The 16593-nt window shown below is 68.9% G+C and carries 13 protein-coding genes and 1 tRNA gene; 9 read left to right on the top strand and 5 right to left on the bottom strand.

What is annotated here, in order from left to right; genetic code table 11:
• Positions 1 to 5 precede the first annotated feature (5 nt).
• From ASD59_RS10085 to ASD59_RS10060, 6 genes are all read left to right on the top strand, one after another.
• Positions 6 to 2453, top strand: coding sequence for an alpha/beta hydrolase family protein (locus ASD59_RS10085; RefSeq protein WP_055831478.1), 2448 nt, complete (start codon positions 6 to 8; stop codon positions 2451 to 2453).
• A 90-nt stretch (positions 2454 to 2543) separates the two neighbouring features.
• Complete coding sequence (locus tag ASD59_RS10080) at positions 2544 to 3971, top strand: circularly permuted type 2 ATP-grasp protein (RefSeq protein ID WP_055831475.1); 1428 nt, start codon at positions 2544 to 2546, stop codon at positions 3969 to 3971.
• On the top strand, positions 3972 to 4904 hold the full coding sequence (locus tag ASD59_RS10075) for an alpha-E domain-containing protein (RefSeq protein ID WP_055831473.1): 933 nt from the start codon (positions 3972 to 3974) through the stop codon (positions 4902 to 4904).
• 4 nt (positions 4905 to 4908) lie between these two features.
• A complete protein-coding gene (locus ASD59_RS10070) occupies positions 4909 to 5736 on the top strand; it encodes a transglutaminase family protein (RefSeq protein ID WP_055831470.1) in 828 nt (275 codons plus the stop codon).
• A gap of 81 nt (positions 5737 to 5817) precedes the next feature.
• A complete protein-coding gene (locus ASD59_RS10065) occupies positions 5818 to 6582 on the top strand; it encodes a hypothetical protein (protein ID WP_055831608.1) in 765 nt (254 codons plus the stop codon).
• 75 nt (positions 6583 to 6657) lie between these two features.
• Positions 6658 to 8040: a glycoside hydrolase family 47 protein gene (locus ASD59_RS10060; RefSeq protein WP_055831607.1), complete on the top strand. Its 1383-nt coding sequence runs from the start codon at positions 6658 to 6660 to the stop codon at positions 8038 to 8040.
• A 15-nt stretch (positions 8041 to 8055) separates the two neighbouring features.
• On the opposite strand, the gene ASD59_RS10055 is transcribed toward ASD59_RS10060, so the two are convergent.
• The 3 genes from ASD59_RS10055 to ASD59_RS10045 all read right to left on the bottom strand — a co-directional run bounded on the left by ASD59_RS10055 (position 8056) and on the right by ASD59_RS10045 (position 11035).
• Positions 8056 to 8457: a GIY-YIG nuclease family protein gene (locus ASD59_RS10055; RefSeq protein ID WP_055831468.1), complete on the bottom strand. Its 402-nt coding sequence runs from the start codon at positions 8455 to 8457 to the stop codon at positions 8056 to 8058.
• A gap of 92 nt (positions 8458 to 8549) precedes the next feature.
• Complete coding sequence (locus ASD59_RS10050; protein WP_055831465.1) at positions 8550 to 10898, bottom strand: GH92 family glycosyl hydrolase; 2349 nt, start codon at positions 10896 to 10898, stop codon at positions 8550 to 8552.
• Positions 10899 to 10959: 61 nt separating this feature from the next.
• Positions 10960 to 11035: transfer RNA gene (locus tag ASD59_RS10045), tRNA-Lys, on the bottom strand.
• A 199-nt stretch (positions 11036 to 11234) separates the two neighbouring features.
• On the opposite strand from ASD59_RS10045, the gene ASD59_RS10040 reads away from it, so the two are divergent.
• Both ASD59_RS10040 and ASD59_RS10035 read left to right on the top strand, forming a co-directional pair.
• Complete coding sequence (locus ASD59_RS10040; RefSeq protein WP_055831463.1) at positions 11235 to 12686, top strand: amino acid permease; 1452 nt, start codon at positions 11235 to 11237, stop codon at positions 12684 to 12686.
• Complete coding sequence (locus ASD59_RS10035) at positions 12686 to 13039, top strand: Hpt domain-containing protein (RefSeq protein WP_055831461.1); 354 nt, start codon at positions 12686 to 12688, stop codon at positions 13037 to 13039. The genes ASD59_RS10040 and ASD59_RS10035 overlap by 1 nt, the downstream gene beginning before the upstream one ends.
• On the opposite strand, the gene ASD59_RS10030 is transcribed toward ASD59_RS10035, so the two are convergent.
• Complete coding sequence (locus tag ASD59_RS10030; protein ID WP_055831459.1) at positions 13036 to 13380, bottom strand: chorismate mutase; 345 nt, start codon at positions 13378 to 13380, stop codon at positions 13036 to 13038. The two genes, ASD59_RS10035 and ASD59_RS10030, sit on opposite strands and share 4 nt — an antisense overlap.
• Positions 13352 to 14167 (bottom strand): ferredoxin--NADP reductase, encoded by an 816-nt coding sequence (locus tag ASD59_RS10025; RefSeq protein ID WP_055831457.1) that lies wholly within the window; start codon positions 14165 to 14167, stop codon positions 13352 to 13354. Before ASD59_RS10025 ends, ASD59_RS10030 begins: the two co-directional genes overlap by 29 nt.
• Positions 14168 to 14272: 105 nt before the next feature.
• On the opposite strand from ASD59_RS10025, the gene ASD59_RS10020 reads away from it, so the two are divergent.
• On the top strand, positions 14273 to 16531 hold the full coding sequence (locus tag ASD59_RS10020) for a S9 family peptidase (protein ID WP_055831454.1): 2259 nt from the start codon (positions 14273 to 14275) through the stop codon (positions 16529 to 16531).
• Positions 16532 to 16593 lie beyond the last annotated feature (62 nt).

The raw sequence follows: 16593 nt of genomic DNA, 5'->3' as shown, positions 1-16593 counted from the left end.
TCAAAATGCGTCATGGTCTGCTCGCACGGGCTCTGCCCGCCTTCGTACTTCTGGCGGCCCTTGCGGGGCCGGTGCTGGCCCAGGACGGCCTGGCCTACCAGCAGCCGCCCGCGCCGATCGCCGACATTCTCGACACCAAGCCAACGCCGACGCCAAGCCTGTCGCCCGACCGGACGACCCTCGCGCTGTTCGAGCGCGCCAATCTGCCGCCGATCGCCGAACTGGCAGAGCCGATGCTGCGGCTCGCGGGATACCGGATCAATCCGCGCAACAACGGGCCGGCGAACAGCCGGGTCACCTGGCTGACGGGGCTGAGCCTGCAGCCGGTCGCGGGCGGCGAGGCGCGCACGGTCGCGCTGCCGGCCAATGCGCGGTTCCTCTCGCCCAGCTGGTCGCCGGACGGAAAATCGATCGCCCTGATGATGGACGCCCCGACGGGGCTGGAGCTGTGGGTCGTGGATGTCGCGAGCGGACAGGCGCGCAAGCTGACCGACGCCCGTGTCAACGCGGCCGGGGGCGGGGCCTTCGACTGGCTGCCGGACAGTTCGGGCCTGATGGTGCGGATGACGCCCGAAGGCCGCGGCGCGGCGCCGGATGTGAGCCGAGCCCCCGTCGGCCCGACGGTCGAGGAAAGCATGGGGCGGACGGCCCCGGCGCGGACCTATCAGGACCTGCTGTCCAACGCCGGCGACGAGGCCCTGTTCGACCACTATTTCACCTCGCAGCTGACGCTGGTTCCGCTGAATGGACCGGCGCGCACGCTGGGGGCTCCGGCTGTGTATCTCGGCGCGGGCGTGTCGCCCGACGGGCAGCACGTGCTGCAGACGACGGCCAGGCGGCCCTACAGCTATGTCGTGCCCGCCGCCCTGTTCCCGGCGGACGTGGTCGTGACCGATCTGCAGGGCCGGGTCGTTCACCGGGTCGCCGACCTTCCCCTGAGGGACAACATCCCGACGCCGTTCGACGCCGTGGCGCCGGGCCCGCGCTCGGTGCAGTGGCGCGCCGATGCGCCCGCGACCTTGGTCTGGACCGAGGCCCAGGACGGCGGCGATCCGCGCACGCCCGCCGAGGTGCGCGACCGGGTGTTCATGCTGGCGGCGCCGTTCAACGCCGGGCCGACACGGCTGATCGACCTGAAGGAACGCTACGCCGGCGTGACCTGGGGTGACGCGGACACCGCCCTGGTGAACAGCCGCTGGTTCAACACCCGGCACGAGACCCGCTATGTGGTCGATCCGTCAAACCCGGGCAGCGGGCGGGTCCTGCTGGAGCGCAATTATCAGGACCGGTACAACGATCCGGGCTCGCCCGTGACCGAGCCCAACGACCAGGGCTTCCCCGTCATCCGTTTCGCCCGCGACGGCCGGGTGCTGACAACCGGCCCCGGCGCGACGCGCGAGGGGGAGTACCCCTTCCTGGCGGCCATGGACCTGTCGAACGGACAGTCCGAAAGGCTGTGGAGCTCGGCCAGCGGCGACTATGAGAGCGTCGTCGGCATCCTTGACGAGGAAGGCCGCCGTCTGGTGACCCGCCGCGAGACCCGCAACGACCCGCCGAACCTGTTCGTCCGCGACCTGGATGCGAGCCGGCAGGACGCCCTGACGACCTTCCCCGATCCGGCGCCGCAGCTGGCCGGGGTCAGCAAGCAGACCATCGCCTATACGCGCGCCGACGGCGTGGCGCTGTCGGGGACGTTGTATCTGCCGGCGGGGTACGACAAGGACCGCGACGGTCCGCTGCCCCTGGTGATGTGGGCCTATCCGGCCGAGTTCACCGACGCGGCGGTGGCCGGCCAGGTGGTGGACAGCGCCAACCGCTTCACGCGGCCCGGCGGCATCAGCCATCTGTTCCTCCTGACCCAGGGCTATGCCGTGCTGGACGACCCGTCGATGCCCATCGTCGGCGTGGGCGGAGCCGAGCCGAACGACACCTATGTCGAACAGCTGAAGGCCAGCGCCGAGGCGGCGGTCGAGGCCGTGGTCGGCATGGGCGTGGCGGACCGCGAACGGATCGCCGTGGGCGGGCACAGCTACGGCGCCTTCATGACCGCCAACCTGCTGGCCCACACCGACCTGTTCCGCACCGGCATCGCCCGGTCGGGCGCCTATAACCGCACCCTGACGCCGTTCGGATTCCAGGCCGAGCAGCGGACCTACTGGGAGGCGACCGAGACCTATACGGAGATGTCGCCCTTCACCTACGCCAACCGGGTCAATGAGCCGATCCTGCTGATCCACGGCGAGGCCGACGACAACTCCGGTACCTTCCCGGTCCAGTCCGAGCGGTTCTACGCGGCGCTCAAGGGCAATGGCGCGACGGTGCGCTACGTGGTCCTGCCGCTGGAAGCCCACGGCTATCGCGCACGGGAATCCGTGGGTCATACGCTGTGGGAGATGACCCGCTGGCTGGACCAGTATGTGAAGAACGCGCCGCCCCGGTCGGCCGCCCCCTGAGGCGACGGAACGCTTGCCGCGCCGCAACATTCCTGTTGCCTCAGCGACGCTTGTCGGGTCACGCTGAATCTTCAGAGCAGCGGGAGCGGCATGGCGTTCGACGAGATGTCAGGTGGGGCGCCCGGGTGCGGGGCGGATGTCCGCGACAGTTATCGCGGGCTGGCCCGCTGGCTGGCCGAGGCGCCGGACGGCCTGCTGCAGGCGCGCTCGCGTCAGGCCGAGCTGTTCTTCCGCCGCATGGGCATCACCTTCGCCGTCTATGGCGACGCGGAGTCGAGCGAGCGGCTGATCCCCTTCGACGTCGTGCCGCGCATCATCGGGGCGTCGGAATGGGCCGGGCTGGAGGCCGGGCTGATCCAGCGCGTGACGGCGATGAACATGTTCCTCGCCGACGTATACGGCCCGCAGGAGTGTCTCAAGGCGGGCGTCCTGCCGCCCGAACTGGTGCTGACCAATCCCCACTATGTGCCCGAGATGCAGGGCCGCCGGCCGCCGCGCGGGGTGTGGGTGCATATCGCCGGCGTCGATCTGGTGCGGACGGGCGAGGACGGCTTCTACGTGCTGGAAGATAACTGCCGCACGCCCAGCGGGGTCTCCTACATGCTGGAGAACCGCGAGATGATGATGCGGCTGTTCCCCGACCTGTTCGCCGACTATCCGGTGCGGCCGGTCGAGACCTATACGGACATGCTGCTGAGCTCGCTGCGGGCCTGCGCGCCAGAGGCGGCGGGGCCGGACCCGACGATCGTGGTGCTGACGCCCGGGCCGTTCAACTCGGCCTATTATGAGCACAGCTTCCTGGCCGACAAGCTGGGGGTCGAGCTGGTCGAGGGGCGCGACCTGTTCGTCGACGATGGCAAGGTCTTCATGCGCACGACGCAGGGACGCCAGCAGGTCGACGTCGTCTACCGCCGCATCGACGACGACTACCTCGATCCGCTGACCTTCCGGCCGGATTCGTCCCTGGGCGTGCCGGGGCTGATGACCGCCTACCAGGCCGGGACGGTGACCCTGGCCAATGCGGTCGGGACGGGCGTGGCCGACGACAAGGCGGTCTATACCTACATGCCCGAGATCATCCGCTTCTTCACCGGCGAGGAGCCGATCCTGAAGAATGTGCCGACGTGGCGCTGCCGCGAGCCCGAGGCGCTGAAGGAGGTGCTGTCGAAACTGGATCAGCTGGTGGTCAAGGAGGTCGGCGGATCGGGCGGCTACGGCATGCTGGTGGGGCCGGCGGCGTCGAAATCCGAGATCGAGGCGTTCCGCAAGCGGCTGATCAACGATCCCGACGACTTCATCGCCCAGCCGACCCTGGAGCTGTCGACCGCGCCGACGTTGGACAAGTCCGGCGTGCTGGCGCCGCGCCACGTCGACCTGCGGCCGTTCGTGCTGTCGAGCCCCGACGGGGTGAAGGTGGCGCCGGGCGGTCTGACGCGGGTGGCGCTCAAGCCCGGGTCGCTGGTGGTCAACTCCAGCCAGGGCGGCGGGACCAAGGACACGTGGGTGCTGGATGTTTGAATGCTGAGCCGCACCGCAGACAGCCTGTACTGGACCGGCCGCTATATCGAGCGGGCGGATTTTCTCGCCCGCATCCTCGAGGCCACGCTGAGGCTGGCCGCCATTCCGACGCGCGGCGACGGCGACGCGGAAACCGTATGGGCCAGCGCGCTCGCTTCCGCCGGCGCGCCCAAGGCGCTGGGCCGGTCGCCGACCGAGAAGTCGGTGCGGGAATATCTGGCCTTCGCGCCGGACAATTCCTCGTCGATCACCGCCTGCATCACCCGGGCGCGGACCAACGCCCGCTCGGTGCGAACGGCCCTCACGGTGGAGCTGTGGGAGGCCATCAACGGCGCCTGGAACGGGCTGGAGGAACAGGGCCAGCCGACGCGCCGCGACGAGTTCGCCCGCTTCCTGGAGTGGGTGAAGACGGTCACCCTGTCGGTCGAGGGCGCGACCAGCCGGACGATGCTGCGCAACGACGGCTACTATTTCCTTCGCCTGGGGGCGGCCATCGAGCGGGCCGACAACACGGCGCGGCTGCTGGACGTCAAATACCATCTGCTGTTGCCCGAGGGCGAACGGGTCGGCGGGCAGCTGGACTATTTCCAGTGGACGACCCTGCTGCGCGAGGTCTCGGCGCTGACCGCCTATCGCTGGGTCTATCGGGACTCGGTCAAGCCGTGGCTGGTGGCCGATCTGCTGGTGCTGAACCGTCAGATGCCGCGCTCGCTGGCCAGCTGTCAGGCGTCGATCGTGCGGTATCTGGAGCGTCTGGCCAGCGACTATGGCCGGCGGGGACCGGCGCAGCGGCTGGCGGCGGAGCGGATGCGGGCCTTCGACAATTCGCGCATGGACGACATCTTCCAGTCGGGCCTGCACGAATACATCCAGGCCTTCCTCGGCGAGAACGGCCGCCTCGGGCAGGCGATCCACGAACAGTATCTGAGCTGACCCAGTGCGCATCCGTATCGATCACGCGACCACCTACGCCTATGACCGGGCGGCGCGGTTCATCATCCAGACGCTGCGTCTGTCGCCCCGGTCGTCCGAGGCCCAGCAGGTGCGGGACTGGCGGGTCGAGACCGATGTCGACGCGCGTCTGCGCAAGTCCGAGGACGCCTTCGGCAACATCGTCCACACCCTCTATACCGAACAGCCGACGCAGAGCCTGACGATCCGGGTCTCGGGCGAGGTGGTGACGAACGAGACCGCCGGCGTCGTGCCGCGGGATCAGGAGACCCTGTCGCCGCTGGTGTTCCTGCGGGATACGGCGCTGACCAAACGCGACAAGCTGATCTCGGTCTTCGCCTCGGAGTTTTCGGCCCATCCGCCGCTGGAGCGGCTGCACCGGCTGATGGCCGGGATCCACGGCTCGGTCGCGTTCGAGGTCGGGGTGACGACGCCGACCCATACGGCGGCCGAGGTCCTGGCCCTGGGGCGGGGCGTCTGTCAGGACCACGCCCATGTCTTCATAGCCTGCTGCCGGCAGATGGGCGTGCCGGCGCGCTATGTGTCAGGTCATCTGCTGCGGCGGGACGGACAGGACGACCAGGAGGCGGGCCACGCCTGGGCCGAGGCCTGGATCGAGGATCTGGGCTGGGTGGGATTCGATCCGGCCAACGGCATCTGTTCGACCGAGCGCTATGTGCGGGTCGCCACCGGCCTGGACTATCTGGGCGCGGCGCCGGTGCGCGGGGCCACCTACGGCGGGGGCGGCGAGCGGCTGGCGGTGCGGCTGAACGTGCGTGATGCGGACATGCAACAGAGCCAGCAACAGGCCTGACCCGGGTGAGGATGCGGGCGCCGCCGTCGCGCGAATCTGATACCGTCGCCTCATGACTGCCGTACGGGGATGGCGCGCCGCATGACCTATTGCGTAGGCATGCTGGTCGAAGAGGGTCTGGCGATGATCGCCGACACCCGCACCAATGCGGGCGTCGACAGCATTTCGACCTATCGCAAACTCCACGTCGTCGACCGGCCCGGCGAGCGGGTTCTGGGCGTCTGCACCGCCGGCAATCTGTCCGTCACCCAGACCGCCCTGGCCATGGCGAAGGAGGGCGTCCACCTCAACGTCGGCGACGAGCCCGAGACGCTGGAGACGGCGCCGAGCCTGTTCCGCTGCGCCCAGATTCTGGGCCACGCCCTGCGCAGCGTGCGCTTGTCGATCGCGCCGGCGCTGGAGGCCGACAGCCTGAACACCTCGGCCTCGATGCTGCTGGGGGGCCAGATCAAGGGCGGCGAGATGGGGCTGTTCCTGATCTACAGCCAGGGCAATTTCATCGAGTGCGGGCGCGACACGCCCTATCTGCAGATCGGCGAGCTGAAATACGGCAAGCCCATTCTGGAGAGCGGCCTCGCCTTCGACACGCCGCTGGCCGAGGCGGTCAAGCTGGGACTGATCTCGTTCTCGACCACGATGCGCAGCAATGTCGGGGTCGGGGCGCCCTTCGACCTGATCACGATCCGCCGCGGCTTCATCAGCGGCGAACAGCGGCGGATCGAGGAAGACGATCCCTATTTCGCCGACCTGCACGAGCGCTGGACCCGGGCCCAGAACACCGCGCGCCGGTCGATGCCGGAGCCGCCGTGGATGATCGGGCCGCGACTGGCGTCCAGCCGCACCTGATCCTTCTTCCGATCATCCCGGCTGTCGCCGGGATGATCGGAGTTGTTCAGCCTGACCCTCAAGGTAGGGTGGCGCATGATCCGATCCCTGAGCCGCCGCCACACCCTTGCCCTGATGGGCGGAACCGCCGCCGCCGGCCTGCCCGCCTTCGCGCGGAATGAGGACTGGGCCGCCCTCGGCGCCGATGTGAAGGCCGAGTTCAAATGGGCCTGGGACCACTATGTCGCCCGGGCCTGGGGCAAGGACGAGATCAATCCTGTTTCGGGGACCAGCCAGTCCTTCTTCATCGAGGGGCATGACCTCGGCCTGTCGCTGGTCGAGGCGCTGGACACGCTGTGGATCATGGAACTGGACGAGGCGTTCCAGGCCGGGGTCGACTGGGTGAAAGCCCATCTGGACTTCGACATCGACGGCTTCGCCCAGGTGTTCGAGACCAATATCCGGCTGGTCGGCGGCCTGCTGTCGGCGCATCTGGCCAGCGGGGATCCGGTGCTGCTGGCCAGGGCGAAGGATCTGGCCGACCGGCTGATGAAGGCGTTCGACGCCTCGCCGCACGGTCTGCCGTACCGCTATGTGAACCTGAAGACGGGGGCGGTGCGCGACCCCATGACCAACCTCGCCGAGATCGGCACCTACGCCACCGAGTTCGGCCTGCTGGGCCAGCTGACGGGCGAGCCGAAATACTATGCGGCGGCCAAGCGGGCGATAAAGCATGCGCTCGAGATGCGGTCGGACAAGGGTCTGATGGCGGCCAATATCCATGCGGAGACGGGGCTGTTCACCAGCCGCAACGCCTCGATCGACGTCTATGCCGACAGCTTCTACGAATATCTCTGGGACAGCTGGGAGATGTTCGGCGACGCCGAGATGAAGCGCTGGGCCGAGGAATGCACGGGCGCGATGATCGCCCATCAGGGGCGCCGCTACGAGGGCCGGCTGTGGTTCCCGATGGTGGACTATGAGACCGCCGAGGTGACCGGCACGTCGCAGACCGTGCTGGGCGGTTATCTGGCCGGGCTGCTGGGGCAGGTGGGACGCAAGGCCGAGGGCGACGACTTCCTGGCCAGCTACACCGACATGCAGGCGCGCTACACCATCATCCCGGAATCGATCGAGGTGACGACGGGGACGGCGCGCGGCAAGCGCACCGGCCTGCGTCCCGAGTTCGCCGACGCCTGCCTGAACCTGTGGCTGGGCGACCGCGACGAGCGGTATCGCGCGCTGACGGCGGTGCACTACCGGGCGATGAAGGCGACGTCGAAAGCGGCCTATGGCTATACGTCGCTGGCCGACATCACCACCCGGCCGATGGCGCAGGGCGACAACTGCCCCGGCTACTGGTGGTCGGAGCAGATGAAATACTACTTCCTGATGTTCGCCGAGCCGAAGCGGGTGGACCTGAGCCGGCTGGTGCTGAGCACGGAGGCGAATGTGCTCAGGGGGTTTGTGAGGGGCTAGGTCGGCGGAGGACGCCTAGTCCTCCAGGTCCCGAGCCTGCCCCAGCCGCTTCAAGAACGCCGCGACACTCCCCTCTCCGTCATCCTCGGACTTGATCCGAGGATCGGGCGCCGATCCGCACAGCGATGGGTACAGGTCCGCCCAATCAGGATTGCGCGCCTCGATCAACTGCATCTTCCACGCGCGTTTCCAACGCTTGAGGGCCTTCTCCCGTCGGATGGCCTCCGTGACCAGCGCGTGCTGTTCGTACCAGACCAGAAGATTGCACTCGTGGCGTTTGGTGAAGCCTTCGATGACGCCGTCGCGGTGCTGTCGCCCGCGCTCATAGAGGTTGCTGGTCATGCCGATGTAGCGGACGCCGAACGGTCGGCTGGCCTCGATATAGGTGGCGATGAACGGGCGGCGCTCGCTGTCCATGGACCGATCTGAGGAACGTCCGGCCCTCGGGTCAAGCCCGAGGGTGACGGTCTTGAGGGGAGTGCGGCGTCCTGATGAGCCGGCGCTGGACGTCAGTTCGCCGGATACCCCGTCATCGAATACGGCCGCGCCTCCGCGCTGACACCCCAGGTCATGTTCGACTCCCTCCCCATGAGGAACCTCAGTTCGCCGCCTGCCATGATCTCCTCGTGCCCGATCCAGGTCCGCGCCAACGGTACGCCGTTCAACATGATCGCCTGGATGTACGGGTGGTCGTCGGCCAGACCGTCCGTGACGATGGCGAAGCGCTTGCCGCCGGGCAGGTTCAGCACCGTGCGGTCCGTGAACGGCCGGCCGATGACGTACTGGTTCGAACCCGGCGTCACCGGATAGAAGCCCATGGCCGTGAACATCAGCCAGGCCGACATCTGGCCGACGTCGTCGTTGCCGGCGAGGCCGTCGGGGCGGGCGTGGTACTGGCTGGTGACGATCTGCGTCAGCCGCGCCTGGGTCCGCCACGGGGCGCCGGCGTAGACGTACATATAGCCGGTGTGGTGGCTGGGCTCGTTGCCGTGGATGTACTGGCCGATCAGGCCGGCGATGTCCTCGGCGTGGGAATAGTCGAGCCCGGTGTTGTCGAAGTCGAACATGGCGTCGAGCTTGGCCACCGTGGCCGCGTCGCCGCCCATCAGGTTGACGAGACCGCCGAGGTCCTGGGGCGCGAACCACGAATACTGCCAAGCGTTGCCCTCGGTGTAGTCCGATCCGTAGTTGATGGCGGTGGGGTCGAAGGGCGTGCGGTACGAACCGTCGGCCAGACGGGCGCGGACGAAGCCGGTGTCGCGGTCGAAGGTGTTGCGCCAGTTGCCGGCGCGGCGGTCGAACTGCGCCGCCACGTCGCCCCGGCCCAGCCGCTCGGCCATGCGGGCGATGGTCCAGTCGTCATAGGCGTATTCGACGGTCTTGGACGCCGCCTCGGGCTCGCGGTCGATGGGGACGTAGCCGAGGTCCATATAGTCGCCCAGCCCGCCATAGGGCCGGTAGGTGGCGCTGGCCGTCATGGCGGCCAACGCCGCGGCGCCGTCGATGCCGGGGATGCCCTTCAGATACGCATCCGCGATGACCGGGACGGCGTGATAGCCGATCATGGTCCAGGTCTCCTGACCGTGGAACGACCAGACCGGCAGGATGCCGTAGGGGCTGACCTGTTGCGCCGCGATCAGCGAGTTGACGATGTCGGCGTTGCGCGCCGGCGGGGCGACGAGGGTCAGCAGCGGATGCTCGGCGCGGAAGGTGTCCCAAAGCGAAAAGGTCGAATGGACGGTGAAGTCGGACTGATGGACCTGCTGGTCCGGCCCGCGCCAGCGGCCGTCGGCGTCGCCATGGACGCTGGGCGCGATCAGGGCGTGATAGAGGGCGGTGTAGAGGGTGGTCCGCATCTCCGGCGCGGCCTCGATCTCGACCACATTCAGCGCCTCTTCCCACGCCCGGCGGGTGACGGCGCGCGTGCCGTCGAAGTCGAACTCGCCGCCCTCCGACTCCAGATTGCGGATCGCTCCGGCCTCATCGACGGACGAGACGGCGACCTTGACCAGCAGCGGCCCGGCGATCTCGCCGAAGTCGAAGGCGGCCTCGAGCTGGCGGCCCTGGACCTGGTCGCGATCGGCGGGGGTGCGGCCGGGCTGGCGGAAGCCGTTGTAGGGGATGGCCTCGTCGCGATCCTTCAGCTCATGGCCGACCATGGGGCGCGAGAAGCGCATGGCGAAATAGAGCTGGCGGGCGGGGGCCCAGCCGCGCGTCTCGCGGAAGCCGGTGACCGTGCCGTCGGGATGCAGGCGGATGCGCGACCACAGCACCTTGCCGGGGTAGTCGTAGATGGAGTTGCGCAAGTCGAGCAGGACGCGGGCGGGAGCGCCGCGCGGGAAGCTGTAGCGGTGCAGGCCGATGCGGACGCCCGCGGTCAGTTCGGCGCGCACGGCCGAGTCGGTCAGGCTGACGGCGTAATAGCCGGGCTCGGCGGTCTCGGACGCCTTGCTGTAGCGCGAGCGGTAGCCCGAGCCGGGCTGGTCGGCCGCGCCGGGGTCCCATTTCAACTCGCCCGAGATCGGGGTGATCAGCACGTCGCCGAGGTCGGAATGGCCGGTGCCCGAGAAATGGGTGTGCGAGAAGCCCATGATGGTCGGGTCGTCGTAGCGGTAGCCCGAGGCCCAGTCATAGGACTGGCGGAACGGCCGGTAGTCTGTGTCGGGGCTGAGCTGCACCATGCCGAACGGGGCCACCGCGCCGGGGAAGGTGTGGCCCTTGCCGGCCGTGCCGATGAAGGGGTCGACGGCCTCGAAGGGCGTGGGGAGGGGCGGGGGCGCTTCCTGCGCGGTGGCGCAGCCGGCGAGGGCCAGAACCAGAACCGCCGCCCATATCGTGCCCTGGCCGATCCGCCGCATGAAACGCCCCTCCGCGAAGAAGGGGGAGCCTATGCAGGATGGAGGGGAGAGGGAAGGACGATGGTGGGTGATGTAGGGTTCGAACCTACGACCCGCTGATTAAGAGTCAGCTGCTCTACCAACTGAGCTAATCACCCGGACCATACGTCAGGCGGAGCCTCGCAAGGCTCGTGCCGTCCCGACCGTGCCAGTCCAGGACCGGCGTCGGCGAGGGGGCGTACCTAATGGGAATGCCGCTCGCGTGCAAGGGGATGCGGCTGGCCGTTCCGGTTTGTCGCAGGACGGTCTAGGGTCGTGAATCAGCCGCCGGGGAGCGGCGACGGGGGAAAACGCACCATGGCCTTCTGGAACCGCCGGCGCTCGATCGACGCCATGCTGGCCCCGCACAGCGGGCATGCGCTGAAGAAGACGCTGAGCTGGCCGCACCTGATGGCCCTGGGCGTCGGGGCCATCGTGGGCACCGGCATCCTGACCCTGATCGGGGTCGGAGCCGGGCTGGCCGGGCCGGCGGTGATGATCAGCTTCGCCCTGGCGGGCCTGGTCTGCGCCTGCGCCGCCCTCGCCTACGCCGAGCTGTCGACGATGATGCCCGCGGCGGGCAGCGCCTACACCTATTCCTACGCCGTGCTCGGCGAGCTGGTCGCCTGGATCGTGGGCTGGAGCCTGATCCTGGAATATTCGCTGGTCGTGTCGGCGGTGGCCGTGGGCTGGTCGGGGTATGCGGTCGGCTTCCTGAGCGGCATGGGGCTGGACCTGCCGACGGCGCTGACGGTCGGACCGCACGTGGCGGGCGGGATCGTCAACCTGCCGGCGGTGTTCATCATCGCCGTGGTGACCGGCCTGCTGCTGCTGGGCACGCGCGAGAGCGCGACGCTGAACGCGGTGCTGGTGGTCATCAAAATCCTGGCCCTGATCGCCTTCGTGGCCATCGCCCTGCCGGCCTTCGACGCCGCCAACTTCACGCCCTTCATGCCCAACGGCTTCGGCGCGCCGGCCCTGCCGTTCGCCGAGCAGATCACCGGCCAGCCCGTGGTCCAGACCGGCGTCATGGCGGCGGCGGCCATCATCTTCTTCGCCTTCTACGGCTTCGACGCCATCTCGACGGCGGCCGAGGAAACCAAACGGCCCGAGCGCGATCTGGCCATCGGCATCGTCGGCTCGATGGTGGTCTGCACGGCCCTGTATCTGGTCGTCGCGGCCGCCGCGATCGGGGCCCGGCCCGTGGCCAGCTTCGCCGAAAGCCCGGAACCGCTGGCCCTGATCCTGCGCGAGATGGGGCAGGGCACGGCGGCGCAGTGGATCGCGGCCAGCGCGGTGATCGCCCTGCCGACCGTGCTGCTGGCCTTCCTGTTCGGCCAGAGCCGCATCTTCCTGGGCATGGCGCGAGACGGCCTGCTGCCGCGGCGTCTGGCCCGGGTGTCGGTGCGCGGCGTGCCAGCGGTGGTGACGGTCTTCACCGCCATCGTCGTGGCGGCGCTGGCGGGGGTGATGCGGCTGGACGAGCTGGCCTCGTTGGCCAACGCCGGGACGCTGGCGGCCTTCGCGGCCGTGGGCCTGTGCCTGATCGTGCTGCGGGTCCGCGACCCGAACCGCCCGCGTCTGTTCCGCGCGCCGCTGTGGTGGCTGGTCGGGGCGATCACCATCGTCGGCTGCATCGTCTTCTTCTTCAGCCTCGCGGCCCGGACGCAGATGTGGTTCGTGATCTGGAACGTGATCGGTCTGGTCATCTACTTCGTCTGGTCCTCCCGGAACTCGCGGCTGGCCAGGGGCGAGGAGACCGCCGGCTGATGGCCCTGCGCGACCTGTCCGGCGCCGTCGACTTCGCCGTCCTGGAGGCGGCGACCGGCGGCGACGACGGGATCGGCGAGGAGGTGCTGGGTCTGTTCGCCCAGCAGGCGGCCCTGTGGTCGCCCATGCTGGACGTGCGGGACGAGGGCTGGCGCGACGCGGCGCACACGCTGCGCGGCGCGGCCGCCGGCATCGGGGCCGGGACGCTGGCCGAAGCCTGTCAGGCGGCGGAGGCGGCGGACAAGGCCGCCGCGCCGCCGCTGCTGGAGCGGGTGCACGACGCGCTGGAGGCCGCCCTCGCCGACGTTGCGGCGTACCGGCACGAGCTGATGCTGAGGTCGCTGAGGGGCTAGCCCCGCGTGCGGTCGAACGCCTCGAACTCGTGGGCGATGCAGCGGGCGATCAGGGTGCGCCAGACGGGCTCGGCGATGGCGGGCGAGAGGCCGGCGGGTTCGGCGGCGATGAGCACCTTGCGCACCACATCCTCGATGCGGGCGTCGTCGTGGACGACCGAGCGGTCCGGCTTGATGCGGGCGGCGGCGTCCATATAGCGCTGACGCTCGGCGAGCAGGACGACGAGGGCGCGGTCGAGGGCGTCGACGCCCTGACGGACCTCGGCCATGGAGGCGCAGGCCTCCGGCGCGGTGCGCGGATCGATCGTGACGCTATCCGACAAAGGCGCGCTCCAGCACATAGTCGCCCGGTTCGGCGTTCGACCCTTCCTTGAGGCCGAAGGCTTCGAGCAGTTCGCCCGTCTCCTTGATCATGGCCATGGAGCCGCACAGCATCACCCGGTCACGTTCGGGCGAGAAGCCCGCGGGAAGGCCCAGATCAGCGAACAGGGCGCCGGACCTGATGCGGTCGGTGATCCGGCCGGGGGTCTCGAACGACTCGCGGGTGACGGTGGGGTAGTAGACCAGCCGGGCCTTGGCCTCCTCGCCGACCAGGGGGTCGTCGTGGATTCCGGAGGTCAGGAAGTCGCGGTAGGTCAGGTCGGCGACGTTGCGCACCGTGTGGCAGACCACGACCTGGCCGAAGCGGGCCCAGGTGTCGGGATCGCGGACCACGCTGAGCCATGGCGCCAGGCCGGTGCCGGTTCCGATCAGCCACAGCCGCTCTCCGCCGGTCAGGGCGTCGAGGACGAGGGTGCCGGTCGGCTTCCTGCCCATCAGCACGGTGTCGCCGGGCTGGATCTTCTGCAGGCGCGAGGTCAGGGGGCCGTCGGGGACCTTGATGGACAGGAATTCCAGCTGTTCGTCCCACGAGGGGCTGGCGATGGAATAGGCGCGCAGGATCGGCTTGCCGCCGTCCTCGCCGGGCAGGCCGATCATCACGAACTCGCCCGAGCGGAAGCGGAAGTCGTCGGGGCGCTCTATGGCGAAGCTGAACAGCTGGTCGGTCCAGTGGCGCACCCACAACACCTTCAGCTCATGGAAGGGCGAGGCTTTCGCGGGCGGGGAGGAAACGGCGAGGTCGGTCATCTCGGGGCTTATTAGGCGGTGCGGCGGCGGGGGGGAAGCCGCGGGGATGTCGCGATCCGAGCTTGGGGGATGACGACGACGAATTCTCCCTCTAGCGTTCGCCTCATGCGCAACAAACTCCTCGCCTCCACCCTGTTCCTTGCGGCGTTGTCGCCGTTCACCGCCGTGATGGCGCAAACGGCGGACCCGGCGATCCTTACGCCCGAGCGGGTGTTCGCCAATCCGTCGCTGGCCGGACCGGTGGCGCGCGGGGTCAGCCTGTCGCCGGACGGCGAACTGGTCGCCTTCCTGCGGTCTCGCGAGGACGACGTGGACGTGCTGGATCTGTGGGCCGCCCCGACGGGCGCCGGCGAGCCGTTCAAGCTGATCGACGCGCGGGCGCTGGTCCCCGACGCCGGCGAACTGTCGGAGGCCGAGAAGGCGCGGCGCGAGCGCATGCGGATCTCGCAGCGCGGCGTGGTCGAATATTCGTGGGACGAGCAGGGCCGTTACATCCTGGCCCCGCTGGAAGGCGACATCTTCCTCGCCAGCCGGGACGGAGGCGCGGTGCGCCGGCTGACCGAAACCGAGGCCGACGAGATCGACGCCAAGGTCTCGCCCAAGGGCAACTATGTCTCCTTCGTGCGGGATCAGGACCTGGTCGTTGTCGATCTGGCGAGCGGCGCCGAGACGCCGATCACCGACGACGGCGAGGGCCTGATCACCTGGGCGACCGCCGAGTTCATCGCCCAGGAGGAGATGGATCGCGACACGGGCTACTGGTGGAGCCCGGACGAGCGCTACATCGCCCTGCAGCGCACCGACGAATCGCCCGTCGACATCGTGCCGCGGCTGGACATCACCGGCGGCGGCGCGACCGTTGTCGAGCAGCGCTATCCGCGCGCGGGCAGGCCCAACGCTGTGGTCGAACTGTATGTGCGCGACATCGTCGGCGGCGGCCGGGTCAAGGTCGACCTGGGCGAGAACACCGACATCTATCTGGCCCGGGTGAACTGGTCGGCCGACGGCCGCACCCTGTATGTGCAGCGCGAGAGCCGCGATCAGAAGCGGCTGGACCTGCTGCGCGTCGATCCGGCGACCGGCGCCTCCCGCGTGATCTCGACCCAGCGGTCGGACGCCTGGGTGTCGCTGAGCAACGACTTCAAGGCCCTGGATGACGGCACCTTCATCTGGTCGTCGGAGGAGACCGGCTGGAAGCACCTGTATCTCTACAACCGCGAGGGCCGCCGTCTGCGGGCGATCACGCGCGGGGACTGGCCGGTCAAATCGCTGAACGGCGTCAACCAGGCGACCGGCGAGGTCTTCTTCACCGCCTCGATGCGCGACGGGCGCGAACTGCCGATCGAACAGCAGATGTTCCGCGCCTCGCTGCGCCGGACGGTGACGCCGGTGGCGGTGACGCCGGGCGGCGGCTGGTGGAGCGCCTCGGTCAACAAGACCGGCACGGCGTTCGTGGGCAACTATTCGGATCTCGACACGCCGCCGCAGTCGGGCCTGTACCGCGCCGACGGGACCTTCGTGCGCTGGATCGAGGAGAACGCGCTGGACGCGGACCACCCCTTCTTCCCCTACGCCTCCCGGCGGCAGACTCCGACCTTCGGCACGCTGGACAGCCATGGCGAAACCCTGGTCTGGCAGATGACCACCCCGCCGGGCTTCGATCCGTCGAAACAGTATCCGGTGGTCATGCAGGTCTATGGCGGCCCGTCGGGCGGCGGGGTCAAGCAGGCGTGGCAGTCGGCCACCAGCCAACTGCTGACCGAGGCCGGCTACATCGTCTTCCGCCTCGACAATCGCGGCGAGGGCGATCGTTCCGCGGCTTTCAAACAGGCCCTCTACCTGAAGATGGGACAGCCCGAGATCGAGGACCAGGTGCTGGGCGCCGACTATCTGCGCTCGCTGCCTTATGTCGACGACGACCGCATCGCCATGATGGGCTGGTCCTACGGCGGCTTCATGAGCCTGATGGCCCTGACGGAGCCGAAGATGGGGCTGGCCTCGGCCATCGCCGGCGCCCCGCCGACCGAGTGGAGCCTGTACGACACCCACTACACCGAGCGGTTCATGTCGACGCCGGAAGCGAACGCCGCGGGCTATGCCGCCTCGGACGCCATTCCGCGGCTGCCGAACCTGACCGGGCGGCTGCTGCTGATGCACGGCATGGCCGATGACAATGTCATCCTCGAGAACTCGACCCGCGTCATCGACGCGCTGCAGGCCTCGTCCACCCCGTTTGAACTGATGCTCTATCCCGGTCAGCGCCACGGCGTGCGGGGCAATGAAAGGCAGCTGCAGCAATGGCGTACCTATCTCGACTTCCTGGATCGCACGATCGGTTCAAGGGCGCCCGCCGCGCGGGACTGATCGCAGGGGCGATCGCGGTTCTCTGCGCGCCTAACGCAACGGCGCAGACACCGTCGCCGACC

The organism is Brevundimonas sp. Root608 (genome assembly GCF_001427825.1).
Classification (GTDB): Bacteria; Pseudomonadota; Alphaproteobacteria; order Caulobacterales; family Caulobacteraceae; genus Brevundimonas.
The sequence above is the reverse complement of the archived record's forward strand: the minus strand, read 5'-3'. Positions and strand labels throughout refer to the sequence as shown.

Excerpts from the sequence above, each read along its gene's own strand:
- ASD59_RS10085 (WP_055831478.1), top strand. The coding sequence starts at position 6 with ATGCGTCATGGTCTGCTCGCACGGGCTCTGCCCGCCTTCGTACTTCTG.
- ASD59_RS10080 (WP_055831475.1), top strand. The coding sequence starts at position 2,544 with ATGGCGTTCGACGAGATGTCAGGTGGGGCGCCCGGGTGCGGGGCGGAT.
- ASD59_RS10075 (WP_055831473.1), top strand. The coding sequence starts at position 3,972 with ATGCTGAGCCGCACCGCAGACAGCCTGTACTGGACCGGCCGCTATATC.
- ASD59_RS10065 (WP_055831608.1), top strand. The coding sequence starts at position 5,818 with ATGACCTATTGCGTAGGCATGCTGGTCGAAGAGGGTCTGGCGATGATC.
- ASD59_RS10060 (WP_055831607.1), top strand. The coding sequence starts at position 6,658 with ATGATCCGATCCCTGAGCCGCCGCCACACCCTTGCCCTGATGGGCGGA.
- ASD59_RS10055 (WP_055831468.1), bottom strand. The coding sequence starts at position 8,457 with ATGGACAGCGAGCGCCGCCCGTTCATCGCCACCTATATCGAGGCCAGC.
- ASD59_RS10050 (WP_055831465.1), bottom strand. The coding sequence starts at position 10,898 with ATGCGGCGGATCGGCCAGGGCACGATATGGGCGGCGGTTCTGGTTCTG.
- ASD59_RS10040 (WP_055831463.1), top strand. The coding sequence starts at position 11,235 with ATGGCCTTCTGGAACCGCCGGCGCTCGATCGACGCCATGCTGGCCCCG.
- ASD59_RS10035 (WP_055831461.1), top strand. The coding sequence starts at position 12,686 with ATGGCCCTGCGCGACCTGTCCGGCGCCGTCGACTTCGCCGTCCTGGAG.
- ASD59_RS10030 (WP_055831459.1), bottom strand. The coding sequence starts at position 13,380 with ATGTGCTGGAGCGCGCCTTTGTCGGATAGCGTCACGATCGATCCGCGC.
- ASD59_RS10025 (WP_055831457.1), bottom strand. The coding sequence starts at position 14,167 with ATGACCGACCTCGCCGTTTCCTCCCCGCCCGCGAAAGCCTCGCCCTTC.
- ASD59_RS10020 (WP_055831454.1), top strand. The coding sequence starts at position 14,273 with ATGCGCAACAAACTCCTCGCCTCCACCCTGTTCCTTGCGGCGTTGTCG.